Here is a 16,908-nt window from a genome sequence, read left to right as displayed (position 1 = left end):
TTCGGCGATTTTAGCAAAAAAAGACCGCGGAGGGATCGATAGCTGCGATTGCTGCGCTATTCGCGCGACGGCCCGTCCCAGGTTCCCGGCGCCAGCTGCTGGCGAATTTCCGGATAGCGCGCGGCGTCGAACGTGGGCTGTACGCCCAGCCTTCGCTGGTGGAGATAGTCGCTGGCAAGCAGGCGTACCGTGGGTGACAGCAGGAGGATCGCCGTCAGGTTGGTAATGGCCATCAGCGCCATAATAATATCCGCCAGCCGCCAGACGACCGGGAGGCTCATCATCGTTCCCGTTAAGACCATCAGGATGGTGATAATCCGCAGTCCCCAGATGCAGCGGGGGCTATTAAAACGCAGAAAAATAAGGTTATTTTCAGCGTAAATGTAGTTTGCCACGATGGAGCTAAAGGCAAAAAGCAGCACGATGACGGCGACAAAGCCGGCGCCCCAGCCGCCGACAAGCCCGCTCATCGCATGCTGAATGGCCTGGATACCGTTAGCGGCGTCCTCTCCGCCTCCGCGCGGCGCCAGCATGATAATCACCGCGCTGGCGGTGCAGATAACAACGGTATCGATAAAAACGCCAAGCATCTGGACGATCCCCTGAGCCGCCGGGTGCGGAGGCCAGGAGGCGGCGGCCGCGGCGGCGTTAGGCGTTGAGCCCATACCCGCTTCGTTAGAGAACATTCCGCGCTGGAAACCGCTGGTTAGCGCCTGGCTGATGGTATAGCCCACCGCGCCGGCGGCGGCTTCCTGCCAGCCGAACGCGCAGCGGATAATGGTGTTAAAAATTGCCGGCAGGGCGGTGATGTGCCACAGGCCGATGAGCAGGCTGGCGGCAACCCACAGCACTGCCATCAGCGGGACGAACCATTGCAGGATCTTTGCCACGTTGCGCAAGCCGCGAACGATAACCAGCAGGGTGAGCGCCGCCAGCACACCGCCGGTGATAACGCCGGGCAGATCGAAGGCATAGGTCATCGCATGCGCCACCGAGTTGGCCTGGACGGTGTTAAAAATAACGCCATAAGCGAGCAGCAGCAGGATTGAAAACAGCACGCCCATCCAGCGCATCCCTAAGCCTCGGGACATATACCACGCGGGCCCGCCGCGAAATTGCCCCTGCGCATCGCGTTCTTTATAGAGCTGGGCAAGGGAGCATTCGGCGAAGCTGCTGGCCATCCCGAGCAGCGCAGAGACCCACATCCAGAAGACGGCGCCCGGACCGCCGGCGGCGATCGCCAGCGCCACGCCGGCCAGGTTGCCGCTCCCGACGCGGGCGGCCAGGCTGGTGCACAGGGCCTGAAAAGAGGTTAAGCCGTCGGGCTGGGGCAGGAGGCTTTTGCGCAAACTTTTCCCAAACTGGCTAACATAACGGAACTGAATACATTTCGTCCGCCAGGTAAACCATACGCCGGCACCCAGTAATAAATAAATCATTACCGAACCCCAGAGTATTTCATTGATAAATGAGAAAAAATCAGGCATTAAGCATCCTCTTGTCCATGTTGGTAAGCTTGTGTAAGCGTTACCATTTTAGTGACAATCCTTTAACATTCAGAGAATTAATTCGTTCAGTTTATCACACTCTGCGCTCTTGCATGGTCCGCAGTTGCGCTGACCCGGCAGCGTGTTATCATCTTGGCAGACCGGTTACATCCCCTTAACTGCTGTTTAAGAGAACACTATCATGACGGATAAATTGACTTCTCTGCGTCAGTACACCACTGTCGTAGCTGATACCGGAGATATTGCGGCAATGAAGCTGTATCAGCCTCAGGACGCCACGACTAACCCTTCTTTGATTCTTGGCGCTGCTCAGATCCCTGAGTACCGTAAGCTGATTGATGACGCTATCGTCTGGGCCCGCGCTCAGAGCAGCGATCGCGCGCAGCAGGTTATCGACGCTTCCGATAAGCTGGCGGTGAACATTGGTCTCGAAATCCTTAAGCTGATTCCAGGCCGTATTTCTACCGAAGTTGATGCCCGTCTCTCCTATGACACCACGGCATCCATCGCGAAAGCTAAACGCATCATCAAGCTGTACAACGATGCGGGCATCGGCAACGATCGCATTCTGATCAAGCTGGCTTCTACCTGGCAGGGCATCTGCGCCGCCGAGCAGCTGGAAAAAGAAGGCATCAACTGTAACCTGACCCTGCTGTTCTCCTTCGCTCAGGCACGCGCCTGTGCGGAAGCGGGCGTATTCCTGATTTCTCCGTTCGTAGGCCGTATCCTCGACTGGTACAAAGCGAACACGGATAAGAAAGAGTATGCGCCGGCGGAAGATCCGGGCGTGGTTTCCGTCAGCGAAATCTACGAGTACTACAAGCAGCACGGCTATGAAACCGTCGTAATGGGCGCAAGCTTCCGTAACGTCGGCGAAATCCTCGAGCTGGCCGGCTGTGACCGTCTGACCATCGCTCCGGCACTGCTGAAAGAGCTGGCAGAAAGCGAAGGCGCTATCGAACGCAAGCTGACCTTCAGCGGCGAAGTGAAAGCCCGTCCGGAACGCATCACCGAATCTCAGTTCCTGTGGCAGCACAACCAGGATCCGATGGCGGTAGACAAACTGGCGGAAGGCATCCGTAAGTTTGCTATCGACCAGGAAAAACTGGAAAAAATGATCGGCGATCTGCTGTAATCATTGCGCGTGGCCGGGCTTCCGGTCACGCTACTTCTTTTGAGCCCTGTCTGTATCTCCTTCCAGCGTGTATTATTCCGTCTAACTGCACTATTTGAACGGAATAACGATGAATACCTTACGAATCGGCTTAGTTTCCATCTCCGATCGCGCCTCCAGCGGCGTTTATCAGGATAAAGGCATCCCGGCACTTGAAGAGTGGCTGGCGCGTGCGCTGACGACCCCTTTTGAGCTCCAGACCCGCCTGATCCCCGATGAGCAGGTGATTATCGAGCAAACGCTGTGCGAGCTGGTGGACGAAATGGGCTGCCATCTGGTGTTAACTACCGGCGGTACCGGCCCTGCGCGACGAGACGTGACGCCGGATGCGACGCTGGCGGTTGCCGATCGCGTCATGCCGGGCTTTGGCGAGCAGATGCGTCAGGTGAGCCTGCACTTCGTCCCGACGGCCATTCTCTCCCGCCAGGTTGGGGTGATCCGTAAGCAGGCGCTGATCCTCAATCTGCCCGGTCAGCCGAAGGCGATTGAGGAAACCCTCGAAGGGGTCAAAGATGCCGATGGCCAGGTGCTGGTGCACGGCGTCTTTGCAAGTGTACCGTATTGTGTACAGCTGCTTGAGGGGCCTTATGTCGAGACTGCGCCGGAAGTGGTAGCGGCTTTTCGGCCAAAAAGCGCGAGACGCGAAAGTTTATCCTGAATTTGATGCTTTCCTGACATAACCTGCAATCCTGGTGGTGTGCTGTTTTATTTACGATATAGTGTTTTTTACTTTACACACTGCGTGATAACACCTACAAACCTCTGGATGAACAGCTCGTTATGTCACAACATACCCGACCTCTGAATCGACAAGACTATAAAACTCTGACGCTGGCCGCCCTTGGCGGGGCGCTGGAGTTTTACGACTTCATTATCTTCGTCTTCTTTGCCGCCGTTGTCGGCGAGCTCTTCTTCCCGGCCGATATTCCGGAGTGGCTGCGCCAGGTGCAGACCTTCGGCATTTTCGCCGCCGGCTATCTGGCGCGTCCTCTCGGCGGCATTATCATGGCCCACTTTGGTGATTTGGTCGGGCGCAAGAAAATGTTCACCCTGAGTATTTTACTGATGGCGCTGCCGACGCTGGCGATCGGCCTGCTGCCGACCTATGCATCGATGGGGATCGTTGCCCCGCTGCTGCTGCTGCTGATGCGCGTGCTGCAGGGCGCGGCGATTGGGGGGGAAGTCCCCGGCGCCTGGGTGTTTGTTGCGGAGCACGTGCCGGAGAAAAAAATCGGTATCGCCTGCGGCACGCTAACGGCGGGCCTAACGGTGGGGATCCTGCTGGGGTCGGTGGTGGCGACGCTGATTAATACCAGCCTGACGCCGCAGGGCATCCACGACGGCGGCTGGCGTATTCCTTTCCTGCTGGGCGGCGTGTTCGGCCTGGTGGCGATGTATTTACGCCGCTGGCTGCAGGAAACGCCGATATTCCTCGAGATGCAGCAGCGCAAAGCATTAGCCCAGGAGCTGCCGGTTAAATCGGTGGTGCTCAAGCATCAGAAGGCCGTGGTGGTTTCAATGCTGCTGACCTGGCTCCTGTCCGCTGGCGTGGTGGTGGTCATTTTGATGTCGCCGGTGTGGCTGCAAAAGCATTACGGCTTTGCCCCGGCGGTGACCCTGCAGGCGAACAGTATTGCGACGATTATGCTGTGTGTCGGCTGCCTGCTGGCAGGCCTGGCGGCCGATCGCTTTGGTGCCAGCCGGACGTTTATCGTCGGCAGCCTTCTGCTGGCGGTTTCCAGCTGGGCGTTCTACCACCTTTCCGGCACCTCGCCTGAACAGCTTTTCCTGCTGTACGGCACCGTTGGGCTGTGCGTTGGCGTGGTCGGGGCGGTGCCTTACGTGATGGTTCGCGCCTTCCCGGCGGAGGTGCGTTTTACCGGAATCTCATTCTCGTACAACGTCTCCTACGCCATTTTCGGCGGCCTGACGCCGATTGCCGTCACTATGCTGATGGGCGTATCGCCGATGGCTCCGGCGTGGTACGTGCTGGCGCTGTCGCTGATGGGGCTGGGGCTGGGGATTTGGCTGCGTCAGGGGCTGGGGGGAAATAGCGCCGCCGCGGCTGGCGAACTGCAGCGTCTGCCTTAGCGCGACGGCTCAATACCCTCGCCGTAAGGCGAGGGTATCTTCTATCAATGAGGCGCGCCGATTGGCAGAACGGTGCGACCAAACTGCTCGTTGAGTACTTCACCCATCGCCAGATAAATCGCGCTACCGCCGCAGACTAAACCAATCCAGCCCGCGATTCTAACGATGCCTTCGTTATCGACCAGGTGACCAATTGCCAGCAGGGCAAACAGGACGGTCAGGCTGAGGAAGACGAACTGCAGCATCCGTGCGGCTTTCAGGGTACCGAAGAACATAAACAGCGTGAACACTCCCCACAGTCCGAGATACATGCCCAGGAAGTGCGCGTTCGGCGCCTCTGCCAGGCCCATTTTCGGCATGAGAAGAATTGCGACCAACGTCAGCCAGAAGGCGCCGTAGGACGTAAAAGCGGTTAAACCAAAGGTGTTACCCTTTTTAAATTCCAGCAGGCCTGCGAAAATCTGCGCAATACCGCCGTAAAAAATGCCCATCGCCAGGATAGCTACATCAAACGCGAAAAGGCCGCTATTCGCCAGGTTAAGCAGAATAGTGGTCATGCCGAAGCCCATAAGGCCCAGCGGTGCCGGATTAGCCAACTTAGTGTTGCCCATAATTCCTCAAAATAATGATTAGAAAGGGAAGCATTACCCCGTCGCTCAGCGGTGGGGCGCGGCATAATAATGAGGAGTCGTCAGGCTGTCTATGATCTGGCGAGGTATTTTTCACCAATTTTACGCACTCTCTAAACGATGTCGGGCATTTGCCTGAGGCCAGGCGGGCAAAGGCGTTCGTAAGGCTATGATCCGTCGAACTTCTGGTCTTTCAACGCGGGCGGACTCGCCTAAGCAGACTCATCGTCCCTTTACGGGGACCCCAGCGGATGAACGCCGTGAAGCGCGCTTTTTTGCGTCATATCGGGAAAACGCCCTCGCCGACGGCCGGCTTCGTGGGGTGATGAAGATAAAAATTTTTTTGCCTCCCCCCTTGATGAAGCTGTGGACGACCCCATCTTGTAGTCAACCGCAGTGAATGAACCTGAAAAAAAAAGATGTTGGGCAGTTGAAACCGCACGTTTCGCCCTTATTACAGGTTCACAACCACATGTTGACTGAATTTTTAGTGGAGACGTTTAGATGGGTAAAATTATTGGTATCGACCTGGGTACTACCAACTCTTGTGTAGCGATTATGGATGGCACTACTGCTCGCGTGCTGGAAAACGCCGAAGGCGATCGCACCACGCCTTCTATCATTGCTTATACCCAGGATGGTGAAACTCTGGTTGGTCAGCCGGCTAAACGTCAGGCAGTGACAAACCCGCAAAACACCCTGTTTGCGATTAAACGCCTGATTGGTCGCCGCTTCCAGGATGAAGAAGTTCAGCGTGACGTTTCTATCATGCCGTACAAAATCGTTGCCGCAGACAATGGCGACGCATGGCTTGATGTGAAAGGTACCCGCACCGCACCGCCGCAGATCTCTGCTGAAGTGCTGAAGAAAATGAAGAAAACCGCGGAAGATTACCTGGGTGAGCCGGTAACTGAAGCCGTTATCACCGTACCGGCATACTTCAACGATGCTCAGCGTCAGGCGACGAAAGACGCCGGTCGTATCGCGGGTCTGGAAGTTAAGCGTATCATCAACGAACCAACCGCAGCCGCGCTGGCTTACGGTCTGGATAAAGAAGTCGGCAACCGTACTATCGCGGTTTACGACCTCGGCGGTGGTACCTTCGATATCTCTATTATCGAAATCGACGAAGTTGACGGCGAGAAAACCTTCGAAGTTCTGGCAACCAACGGTGATACTCACCTGGGTGGCGAAGACTTCGATAGCCGTATGATCAACTACCTCGTTGACGAGTTTAAGAAAGATCAGGGCATTGACCTGCGTAACGACCCGCTGGCCATGCAGCGCCTGAAAGAAGCGGCAGAAAAAGCGAAAATCGAGCTTTCTTCCGCTCAGCAGACCGACGTGAATCTGCCGTACATCACCGCAGATGCTACCGGTCCGAAACACATGAACATTAAAGTGACCCGTGCGAAGCTGGAAAGCCTGGTAGAAGACCTGGTTAACCGCTCTATCGAGCCGCTGAAAGTTGCGCTGCAGGATGCTGGTCTGTCCGTATCCGACGTTCAGGACGTTATCCTGGTCGGTGGTCAGACTCGTATGCCGATGGTGCAGAAGAAAGTTGCCGAGTTCTTTGGTAAAGAGCCGCGTAAAGACGTTAACCCGGATGAAGCTGTTGCTATCGGCGCAGCGGTTCAGGGCGGCGTACTGACTGGTGAAGTTAAAGACGTTCTGCTGCTCGACGTTACCCCGCTGTCGCTGGGTATCGAAACCATGGGCGGCGTGATGACTGCGCTGATCAACAAGAACACCACTATCCCGACCAAGCACAGCCAGGTGTTCTCGACGGCGGAAGATAACCAGTCTGCGGTAACTATCCACGTGATTCAGGGCGAGCGTAAACGCGCCTCCGATAACAAATCACTGGGTCAGTTTAACCTCGACGGCATCAACCCGGCACCGCGCGGCATGCCGCAGATCGAAGTGACCTTCGATATCGATGCCGATGGTATCCTGCACGTCTCCGCGAAAGATAAGAACAGCGGTAAAGAGCAGAAAATTACCATTAAAGCGTCTTCCGGTCTGAACGAAGAAGAAATCGCTAAAATGGTCCGTGAAGCAGAAGCGAACGCGGAATCTGACCGTAAGTTCGAAGAGCTGGTTCAGACCCGCAACCAGGGCGACCATCTGCTGCACAGCACGCGTAAGCAGGTTGAAGAAGCGGGCGACAAGCTGCCGGCTGACGACAAAACCGCTATCGAGTCTGCGCTGACCGCGCTGGAAACTTCCCTGAAAGGTGAAGACAAAGCCGATATCGAAGCGAAAATGCAGGCGCTGGCCCAGGCTTCCCAGAAGCTGATGGAGATTGCCCAGCAGCAGCATGCTCAGCAGCAGGCTGGCGGTGCTGAAGCTTCCGAAAGCAACGCGAAAGACGACGATGTCGTTGACGCTGAGTTTGAAGAAGTGAAAGACAAAAAATAATCGCCCTTTGAACGGGTAAAACACTGGCACGGGCGAAGAGGTTTCCTCTCCGCCCGTGCACGCATGTTAAGGGGCTGAAAAACACCAATGGCAAAGCAAGATTATTACGAGATTTTAGGCGTTTCCAAAACAGCGGAAGAGCGTGAAATCAAAAAGGCGTACAAGCGCCTGGCCATGAAATATCACCCGGACCGCAACCAGGGCGATAAAGAGGCCGAAGCTAAATTTAAAGAAATCAAAGAAGCCTACGAAATCCTGACGGATGACCAGAAGCGTGCGGCCTACGATCAGTACGGCCACGCCGCGTTTGAGCAGGGCGGCATGGGCGGCGGCGGCGGTGGTTTCGGCGGTGGCGCGGATTTCAGCGATATCTTTGGCGATGTTTTCGGCGACATCTTCGGCGGTGGCCGCGGTCGTCAGCGCGCGTCGCGCGGGGCTGACCTGCGCTACAACATGGATCTGACGCTGGAAGAAGCGGTTCGCGGCGTAACGAAAGAGATCCGCATCCCGACGCTGGAAGAGTGCGACGTCTGCCACGGCAGCGGCGCGAAATCGGGCAGCAAGCCGCAGACCTGTCCGACCTGTCACGGCGCTGGCCAGGTGCAGATGCGCCAGGGCTTCTTCGCCGTTCAGCAGACCTGTCCGCACTGTCAGGGACGCGGTACGCTGATCAAAGACCCGTGCAATAAATGCCACGGTCACGGTCGCGTAGAGAAAACTAAAACGCTGTCGGTTAAAATCCCGGCAGGCGTAGACACCGGCGATCGCATTCGTCTGTCTGGCGAAGGTGAAGCCGGCGAGCACGGCGCTCCGGCCGGCGATCTGTACGTTCAGGTTCAGGTGAAGCAGCACGCCATCTTTGAGCGCGAAGGCAATAACCTGTACTGCGAAGTGCCGATTAACTTCACCATGGCGGCGCTGGGCGGCGAGATTGAAGTCCCGACCCTGGACGGCCGCGTGAATCTGAAGGTGCCTGGCGAAACGCAGACCGGCAAGCTGTTCCGCATGCGTGGTAAAGGCGTCAAGTCCGTACGCGGCGGCGCGCAGGGCGATCTGCTGTGCCGCGTGGTGGTTGAGACGCCGGTTGGCCTCAACGACAAGCAGCGGCAGCTGTTGAAAGAACTTCAGGAAAGCTTCGGTGGCCCGACGGGTGAGAACAACAGCCCGCGCTCCAAAAGCTTCTTTGACGGCGTGAAGAAATTCTTCGATGATTTGACGCGCTAATCATTGTGCCGTGTAAAAAGCCACTTTATTGCGAAGTGGCTTTTTTATTTCTCGCCGTCTCTCCGTTAATGCTGCCTGAATTTCTCGTTCGGACCCTTTCTGACCCTTCTCTTCTCATTTCGTAAAAACCGAATGACAGAGCAATAATAAACTTATTTTTTCGAGCTGTTATGGCGATTAGAATAGTTTAAACGATGAATAATCCTGATAGAGAGAATAAAAAGTGAAACATCTGCAGCGTTTTTTAAGTAGCGATGCTTCCGGGGGCATCATCCTCATTTTTGCCGCCGTGCTGGCGATGCTGTTGGCGAATACCGACGCCACCAGCGGTCTGTATCACTCCTTTCTGGAAACGCCCGTTCAGCTACGCGTTGGCGCGCTGGAAATCAACAAGAACATGCTGCTGTGGATTAACGACGCGCTGATGGCCGTCTTCTTCCTGCTGATCGGCCTCGAAGTGAAGCGCGAGATGATGCAAGGGGCGCTGGCCAGCCGTCGTCAGGCGGTGTTCCCGGTGTTGGCCGCCCTGGGCGGGATGATCGTCCCGGCGCTTATCTATCTTGCGTTTAACGCCCAGGACCCGATTGCCAGAGGGGGCTGGGCTATCCCGGCGGCAACCGATATTGCGTTCGCGCTGGGCGTGCTGGCGCTGCTCGGCAGCCGCGTGCCTGTGGCGCTGAAGATTTTCCTGATGGCGCTGGCTATCATTGATGACCTGGGCGCGATCGTGATTATCGCGCTGTTCTACACCAACGACCTTTCCGTGCTGTCGCTCGCGGTGGCGGCGGGGGCCATTGGGGTGCTGGCGCTGCTGAACCTGAGCGGGGTGCGGCGCACCGGTATCTATATTCTGGTTGGCGCCGTGTTGTGGACCGCGGTGCTGAAGTCCGGGGTTCACGCCACCTTAGCGGGGGTCATTGTCGGCTTTATGATCCCGCTGAAGGCGCAGGATGGCAAATCGCCGGCGAAGGAGCTTGAGCACGTTCTGCACCCGTGGGTTGCCTGGCTTATCCTGCCGCTCTTTGCCTTTGCTAATGCGGGCGTCTCGCTGCAAGGGGTAACGCCTGAGGGGCTGACGTCGCTGCTGCCGCTGGGGATTATTGCCGGGCTGTTTATTGGCAAGCCGCTGGGGATCGGCCTGTTCTGCTGGCTGGCGCTGAAGCTGAAGTGGGCTTCGCTGCCGGAAGGGACTCATTTCCCGCAGATTATGGCGGTCGGCGTGCTCTGCGGGATCGGCTTTACGATGTCGATTTTTATCGCCAGCCTGGCGTTTGCCAGCACTGACCCTGGCTTAATCAACTGGGCCAAGCTTGGCATTCTGACCGGCTCGGTACTATCGGCCGTCAGCGGATATCTGCTGCTGCGCAAGCGCATAACGGTTCCCGTCCACTCGGCGTAATACTTTCGGAGAGCCTGCAGAGGCTCTCCAGGACATTATCAGGGAGAGAAGCATGTCGCATATTAACTACAACCATCTGTACTACTTCTGGCACGTCTACAAGGAAGGCTCCGTGGTCGGGGCGGCGGAAGCGCTGTTTCTGACGCCGCAGACCATCACCGGACAAATTAAAGCGCTTGAAGAGCGCCTGCAGGGCAAGCTTTTTAAGCGTAAGGGCAGGGGGCTGGAGCCGAGCGAGCTGGGCGAGCTGGTGTTCCGCTACGCCGACCGCATGTTCACGCTCAGCCAGGAGATGCTGGATATCGTCAACTACCGCAAGGAGTCGAATCTGCTGTTCGACGTTGGCGTGGCGGATGCGCTGTCGAAGCGGCTGGTGAGCGGCGTGCTGGATGCGGCGGTGGTTGAGGATGAGCAGATCCACCTGCGCTGCTTTGAATCGACCCACGAGATGCTGCTGGAGCAGCTGAGCCAGCATAAGCTCGATATGATTATCTCCGACTGCCCCATCGACTCAACCCAGCAGGAGGGGCTGTTTTCGGTGCGCATCGGCGAATGCTGCGTGAGCTTCTGGTGCATGAATCCGCCGCCGGAGAAGCCGTTTCCCGCCTGCCTTGAGGAGCGTCGCCTGCTGATCCCCGGCCGGCGTTCGATGCTTGGCCGCAAGCTGCTGAACTGGTTTAATTCGCAGGGGCTCAAGGTTGAGATCCTCGGGGAGTTTGACGACGCGGCGCTGATGAAGGCGTTCGGCGCGGCGCACAACGCGATTTTTGTCGCGCCGACGCTCTACGCGCATGATTTCTACCACGACGAGTCGATTATTGAGATCGGCCGGATGGAGAACGTGATGGAGGAGTATCACGCCATCTTTGCCGAGCGCATGATCCAGCATCCGGCGGTACAGCGTATCTGCAACCGCGACTACTCGGCGCTCTTTACCTCGCCGCCGCGCTGACGGGCGGCAGATTTCAGGCATAAAAAAACCCGCTTTCGCGGGTTTTTCTACAAAGCGATAACAAGCAGGCGATTAAGCCAGTTTGTTGATCTGAGCGGTCAGGTTTGCTTTATGACGCGCAGCTTTGTTTTTGTGGATCAGACCTTTAGCAGCCTGACGGTCCACGATTGGTTGCATTTCGTTAAATGCTTTCAGTGCAGTAGCTTTGTCGCCAGCTTCGATGGCTGCGTATACTTTCTTGATGAAAGTACGCATCATAGAGCGACGGCTAGCGTTGTGCTTGCGGGCCTTTTCAGACTGAACGGCGCGCTTCTTAGCTGATTTGATATTAGCCAAGGTCCAACTCCCAAATGTGTTCTATATGGACAATTCAAAGGCCGAGGAGAATGCCCGTTTAGCCTTCTTTTGTCAATGGATTTGTGCAAATAAGCGGCGCTTAAAACAACGACGCTTTATTACGTAGTGATGGCGCAAGATTCTACCAGCTTGTTGCGGGCGAATACAGCCTTTCCACCATAAAAATCGACGGGCGCGCGTAGTTTTCCCCGCGTTCCAGCGCTGAGTTGATGAATTCTCGGGATCTTTCAACGAAGAGGTGCAATCGCTGGTTAACGTCGCCAGTTGTACAAGGTATACTCGGACGATTTTCACTGTTTTGAGCCAGACATGAAGCTGATACGCGGCATACATAATCTCAGCCAGGCCCCGCGCGGGTGCGTGCTGACCATTGGTAATTTTGACGGTGTGCACCGCGGGCATCAGGCGCTGCTGCAGCGCTTGCGCGCAGAGGGCCGCCAGCGTGGCTTACCGGTGGTAGTGATGATTTTCGAACCGCAGCCGCTGGAGCTGTTTGCCGCCGATAAGGCGCCTGCACGCCTGACGCGCCTGCGTGAAAAGCTGCGCTATTTGGCCGAAAGCGGCGTCGACTACGTGCTGTGCGTGCGGTTCGACCGACGCTTTGCCGCCCTGACCGCTCAGGACTTTATCAGCGAGCTGCTGGTCCGCCGGCTGGGCGTGCAGTTCCTCGCCGTGGGCGATGATTTCCGCTTTGGCGCTGGTCGTCAGGGGGATTTCTTGTTATTACAGAAAGCCGGGGTGGAGTTTGGGTTCGACATCACCAGCACCCAGACCTTCTGTGAAGGCGGCGTCCGCATCAGCAGTACCGCGGTGCGGCAGGCGCTGGCGGACGACGATCTTGCCCTGGCAGAAACCCTGCTGGGCCATCCGTTTACCATCTCCGGGCGCGTGGTGCACGGCGATGAGCTGGGGCGCACCATTGGCTTCCCGACGGCGAACTTACCGCTACGTCGTCAAGTTTCCCCGGTTAAAGGGGTCTATGCGGTAGAAGTAACGGGGCTTGGCGACAAACCTTTGCCGGGTGTCGCCAATATTGGCACTCGCCCAACGGTCGCCGGCGTCCGTCAACAGCTGGAAGTGCATCTGCTGGACGTTGTAATGGACCTCTACGGTCGCCATATAGATGTAATACTGCGTAAAAAAATACGTAACGAACAGCGGTTTGCGTCGCTTGATGAGCTGAAGGCGCAAATTGCACGTGATGAGTTAACGGCCCGCGAGCTTTTTGGGCTGACCAGCCAGGCATAAACCTGTTGGTGTTTATCAAACCGAAATACGGAACCGAGAATCTGATGAGTGACTATAAATCCACCCTGAATTTGCCGGAAACAGGGTTCCCGATGCGTGGCGATCTCGCCAAACGCGAACCGGGAATGCTGGCGCGTTGGACCGATGATGATCTGTACGGCATCATCCGTGCGGCGAAAAAAGGCAAAAAAACCTTCATTCTGCATGATGGCCCTCCTTATGCGAATGGCAGCATTCATATTGGTCACTCGGTTAACAAGATTCTGAAAGACATTATCGTTAAGTCCAAAGGGCTGACGGGCTATGATTCTCCCTACGTGCCGGGCTGGGACTGCCACGGTCTGCCGATCGAGCTGAAAGTGGAGCAGGAGTACGGCAAACCTGGCGAGAAGTTCACCGCTGCCGAGTTCCGCGCTAAGTGCCGCGAATACGCCGCGACCCAGGTTGACGGCCAGCGTAAAGACTTTATCCGTCTTGGCGTGCTGGGCGACTGGTCGCGTCCGTATCTGACCATGGACTTCAAAACCGAAGCCAATATCATCCGCGCGCTGGGTAAAATCATCGGCAACGGCCACCTGCACAAAGGCGCGAAGCCGGTGCACTGGTGCGTCGACTGCCGCTCCGCGCTGGCGGAAGCGGAAGTTGAGTATTACGACAAAACTTCCCCGTCTATCGACGTAGCGTTCCACGCGGTCGATAAAGCGGCGGTGCTGGCGAAGTTCGGCGTTGCTGACGTCAGCGGTCCGGTCTCCCTGGTTATCTGGACCACCACCCCGTGGACCCTGCCGGCTAACCGCGCGATCTCCCTGTCGCCGGAGTTCGACTATGCGCTGGTGCAGGTTGACGGCCAGGCGCTGATCCTGGCGAAAGACCTGGTTGAAAGCGTCATGAAGCGTACGGGCGTTGCGGATTACACCATCCTTGCGGTGGTCAACGGCGCCGAGCTGGAGCTGATGCGCTTTAAGCATCCGTTCCTCGATTTCGACGTTCCGGCGATCCTCGGCGACCACGTTACCCTCGATGCGGGTACCGGCGCGGTGCATACCGCCGGCGGCCACGGCCCTGACGACTACACCATCAGCCAGAAATATGGCCTGGAAATCGCCAATCCGGTCGGCCCGGACGGCGCCTACCTGCCGGGAACCTATCCGTCGCTGGACGGCATCAACGTCTTCAAGGCCAACGACATCATCGTTGAGCTGCTGCGTGACGGCGGCGCGCTGCTGCACGTTGAAAAAATGCAGCACAGCTATCCGTGCTGCTGGCGCCACAAGTCGCCGATCATCTTCCGCGCCACGCCGCAGTGGTTCGTCAGCATGGATCAGAAAGGCCTGCGCGCGCAGTCGCTGAAAGAGATTAAAGGCGTACAGTGGATCCCGGACTGGGGCCAGGCGCGTATCGAATCAATGGTGGCCAACCGCCCTGACTGGTGTATCTCCCGTCAGCGTACCTGGGGCGTTCCGATGTCCCTGTTCGTGCACAAAGAGACCCAGGAGCTGCATCCGCGCACCCTGGAGCTGATGGAAGAAGTGGCGAAGCGCGTTGAGGTGGACGGTATTCAGGCGTGGTGGGATCTCGACTCCCGCGACATCCTCGGTGCCGATGCCGACATCTACGAGAAAGTGCCGGATACCCTCGACGTGTGGTTCGACTCTGGCTCTACCCACTCCTCGGTGGTTGACGTGCGTCCGGAGTTTTCCGGACACGCCGCCGATATGTATCTGGAAGGTTCCGACCAGCACCGCGGCTGGTTCATGTCCTCGCTGATGATCTCCACGGCGATGAAGGGCAAAGCGCCGTATCGCCAGGTGCTGACCCACGGCTTTACCGTTGATGGCCAGGGCCGCAAGATGTCCAAATCCATCGGTAATACCGTCTCTCCGCAGGACGTGATGAACAAGCTGGGCGCGGATATCCTGCGCCTGTGGGTGGCTTCCACCGACTATACCGGTGAAATGGCGGTCTCCGATGAGATCCTCAAACGCGCCGCCGACAGCTATCGTCGTATCCGCAACACCGCGCGCTTCCTGCTGGCGAACCTTAACGGTTTCGACCCGCTGACCGACATGGTGAAACCGGAAGAGATGGTGGTTCTGGATCGCTGGGCGGTGAGCTGCGCGAAAGCGGCGCAGGAAGATATCCTCAAAGCCTACGAGTCCTACGATTTCCACGAAGTGGTGCAGCGCCTGATGCGCTTCTGCTCCATCGAGATGGGTTCGTTCTACCTTGACATCATCAAAGACCGCCAGTACACCGCGAAAGCGGACAGCGTGGCGCGTCGCAGCTGCCAGACCGCGCTGTTCCACATCGTGGAAGCGCTGGTGCGCTGGATGGCGCCGATCATGTCCTTCACCGCCGACGAAATCTGGGGCTACCTGCCGGGTTCCCGCGAGAAATACGTCTTCACCGGCGAGTGGTATGAAGGCCTGTTTGGCCTGGCCGACGATGAAGCGATGAACGACGGCTTCTGGGACGAACTGCTGAAAGTGCGCGGCGAAGTCAACAAGGTTATCGAACAGGCGCGCGCCGACAAGCTGGTGGGCGGCTCCCTTGAGGCGGCGGTCACGCTGTATGCGGATAGCGAGCTGGCGACCAAGCTGAACGCGCTGGGCGACGAGCTGCGCTTTGTCCTGTTAACCTCCGGGGCGAAAGTGGCCGATTACGCGCAGGCGCCGGCCGATGCCTGGCAGAGCGAACTGCTGAAGGGTCTGCGGGTTGTGCTGAGCAAAGCGGAAGGCGATAAGTGCCCACGCTGCTGGCACTACACCAGCGACGTCGGCAAGGTGGCGGAACACGCGGAAATCTGCGGTCGCTGTGTCAGCAACGTCGCCGGTGACGGCGAACAACGTAAGTTTGCCTGATGAGTAAATCTGTTTGTTCAACCGGGCTACGCTGGCTGTGGGTCGTCGTCGCCGTGCTGATTATCGATCTGGGCAGCAAATTCCTGATCCTCCAGAACTTTGCTCTGGGGGATACGGTTTCGCTGTTCCCATCGCTGAACCTGCACTATGCGCGCAACTACGGCGCGGCTTTTAGCTTCCTCGCCGATAGCGGCGGCTGGCAGCGCTGGTTCTTTGCGGGGATCGCCCTCGGCATCTGCGTGATTCTGACGGTACTGATGTACCGCTCGAAGGCGACGCAGAAGCTGAATAACATCGCCTACGCGCTGATTATTGGCGGGGCGTTAGGCAACCTGTTTGACCGGCTGTGGCACGGTTTTGTCGTCGATATGATTGATTTCTACGTCGGTGAGTGGCATTTCGCCACCTTCAACCTGGCCGATACCGCCATTTGTATCGGCGCGGCGCTGATTGTGCTGGAGGGCTTTTTGCCCGGCGCTGCGAAGAAAACCGCGTAATCCCTGCCGGGTGGCGTTTTCGCCGGCCCGGCCTACATTATAAGCGTACCCCGCCGCCGCGCGGGGGAAACGCAGAACCAACTTAGAGCAAACCTGCATGTCAAACTCTGTACAGAGCAACAGCGGGGTGCTGGTGCACTTCACGCTGAAACTTGATGATGGCTCCACCGCGGAGTCTACGCGCAATAACGGCAAGCCGGCGCTGTTCCGTCTCGGCGACGCTTCGCTCTCCGAGGGGCTCGAACAGCACCTGCTGGGGCTGAAGGCGGGGGATAAAACCAACTTCTCCCTCGAGCCTGATGCCGCGTTTGGCGTACCCAGCCCGGACCTGATTCAGTACTTCTCCCGCCGCGAATTTATCGATGCGGGCGAGCCGGAAATTGGCGCAATTATGCTCTTTACCGCAATGGATGGCAGCGAAATGCCCGGCGTGATTCGGGAAGTTAACGGCGATTCCATCACCGTTGATTTCAACCATCCGCTGGCCGGGCGCACCGTTCATTTTGATATTGAAGTGCTGGAAGTCGATCCGGCGCTGGAGGAGTAA

General features: G+C 57.4%; 14 protein-coding genes. 11 read left to right on the top strand and 3 right to left on the bottom strand.

What is annotated here, in order from left to right; all coding sequences use genetic code 11:
- Positions 1-56 precede the first annotated feature (56 nt).
- On the bottom strand, positions 57-1,487 hold the full coding sequence (locus MMW58_RS24840; RefSeq protein ID WP_241722306.1) for an alanine/glycine:cation symporter family protein: 1,431 nt from the start codon (positions 1,485-1,487) through the stop codon (positions 57-59).
- 202 nt (positions 1,488-1,689) lie between these two features.
- Here MMW58_RS24840 and tal point away from each other — a divergent pair, with 202 nt between their 5' ends.
- The 3 genes from tal to MMW58_RS24825 all read left to right on the top strand — a co-directional run bounded on the left by tal (position 1,690) and on the right by MMW58_RS24825 (position 4,773).
- Positions 1,690-2,643: a transaldolase gene (gene tal / locus MMW58_RS24835; protein ID WP_045860032.1), complete on the top strand. Its 954-nt coding sequence runs from the start codon at positions 1,690-1,692 to the stop codon at positions 2,641-2,643.
- A gap of 109 nt (positions 2,644-2,752) precedes the next feature.
- Entirely contained in the window at positions 2,753-3,340 is a 588-nt protein-coding gene (gene mog, locus MMW58_RS24830) for a molybdopterin adenylyltransferase (protein WP_041143974.1), read from the top strand.
- 122 nt (positions 3,341-3,462) lie between these two features.
- Positions 3,463-4,773: an MFS transporter gene (locus MMW58_RS24825; protein WP_133600706.1), complete on the top strand. Its 1,311-nt coding sequence runs from the start codon at positions 3,463-3,465 to the stop codon at positions 4,771-4,773.
- Positions 4,774-4,817: 44 nt separating this feature from the next.
- Here the strand turns inward: MMW58_RS24825 and satP are convergent, their stop codons facing one another.
- Positions 4,818-5,384 (bottom strand): acetate uptake transporter, encoded by a 567-nt coding sequence (satP, locus tag MMW58_RS24820; RefSeq protein WP_041143976.1) that lies wholly within the window; start codon positions 5,382-5,384, stop codon positions 4,818-4,820.
- Positions 5,385-5,906: 522 nt separating this feature from the next.
- Between satP and dnaK the strand changes: the two genes are divergently transcribed.
- From dnaK to nhaR, 4 genes are all read left to right on the top strand, one after another.
- Positions 5,907-7,823, top strand: coding sequence for a molecular chaperone DnaK (gene dnaK / locus MMW58_RS24815; RefSeq protein ID WP_041143977.1), 1,917 nt, complete (start codon positions 5,907-5,909; stop codon positions 7,821-7,823).
- Positions 7,824-7,910: 87 nt separating this feature from the next.
- On the top strand, positions 7,911-9,047 hold the full coding sequence (dnaJ, locus tag MMW58_RS24810) for a molecular chaperone DnaJ (protein WP_045860025.1): 1,137 nt from the start codon (positions 7,911-7,913) through the stop codon (positions 9,045-9,047).
- A 223-nt stretch (positions 9,048-9,270) separates the two neighbouring features.
- On the top strand, positions 9,271-10,446 hold the full coding sequence (gene nhaA / locus MMW58_RS24805) for a Na+/H+ antiporter NhaA (protein WP_241722305.1): 1,176 nt from the start codon (positions 9,271-9,273) through the stop codon (positions 10,444-10,446).
- Positions 10,447-10,498: 52 nt separating this feature from the next.
- Complete coding sequence (gene nhaR, locus MMW58_RS24800) at positions 10,499-11,398, top strand: transcriptional activator NhaR (RefSeq protein ID WP_241722304.1); 900 nt, start codon at positions 10,499-10,501, stop codon at positions 11,396-11,398.
- A 72-nt stretch (positions 11,399-11,470) separates the two neighbouring features.
- On the opposite strand, the gene rpsT is transcribed toward nhaR, so the two are convergent.
- Positions 11,471-11,734 (bottom strand): 30S ribosomal protein S20, encoded by a 264-nt coding sequence (gene rpsT, locus MMW58_RS24795; protein WP_003018940.1) that lies wholly within the window; start codon positions 11,732-11,734, stop codon positions 11,471-11,473.
- Positions 11,735-12,064: 330 nt separating this feature from the next.
- Between rpsT and ribF the strand changes: the two genes are divergently transcribed.
- The 4 genes from ribF (at position 12,065) to fkpB (ending at position 16,908) form a co-directional block, all read left to right on the top strand.
- Entirely contained in the window at positions 12,065-13,003 is a 939-nt protein-coding gene (ribF, locus tag MMW58_RS24790; protein ID WP_095103883.1) for a bifunctional riboflavin kinase/FAD synthetase, read from the top strand.
- A 44-nt stretch (positions 13,004-13,047) separates the two neighbouring features.
- Entirely contained in the window at positions 13,048-15,864 is a 2,817-nt protein-coding gene (ileS, locus tag MMW58_RS24785; protein WP_241722303.1) for an isoleucine--tRNA ligase, read from the top strand.
- Positions 15,864-16,361, top strand: coding sequence for a signal peptidase II (gene lspA, locus MMW58_RS24780; protein WP_045860018.1), 498 nt, complete (start codon positions 15,864-15,866; stop codon positions 16,359-16,361). The genes ileS and lspA overlap by 1 nt, the downstream gene beginning before the upstream one ends.
- Positions 16,362-16,458: 97 nt before the next feature.
- Positions 16,459-16,908, top strand: coding sequence for an FKBP-type peptidyl-prolyl cis-trans isomerase (gene fkpB / locus MMW58_RS24775; protein WP_045860016.1), 450 nt, complete (start codon positions 16,459-16,461; stop codon positions 16,906-16,908).

It is taken from the genome of Klebsiella sp. HC6, assembly GCF_022605325.1.
Lineage (GTDB): Bacteria > Pseudomonadota > Gammaproteobacteria > Enterobacterales > Enterobacteriaceae > Klebsiella > Klebsiella terrigena.
Note: the sequence above shows the minus strand (reverse complement) of the source record. Positions and strands in the feature narration are given on the sequence as shown.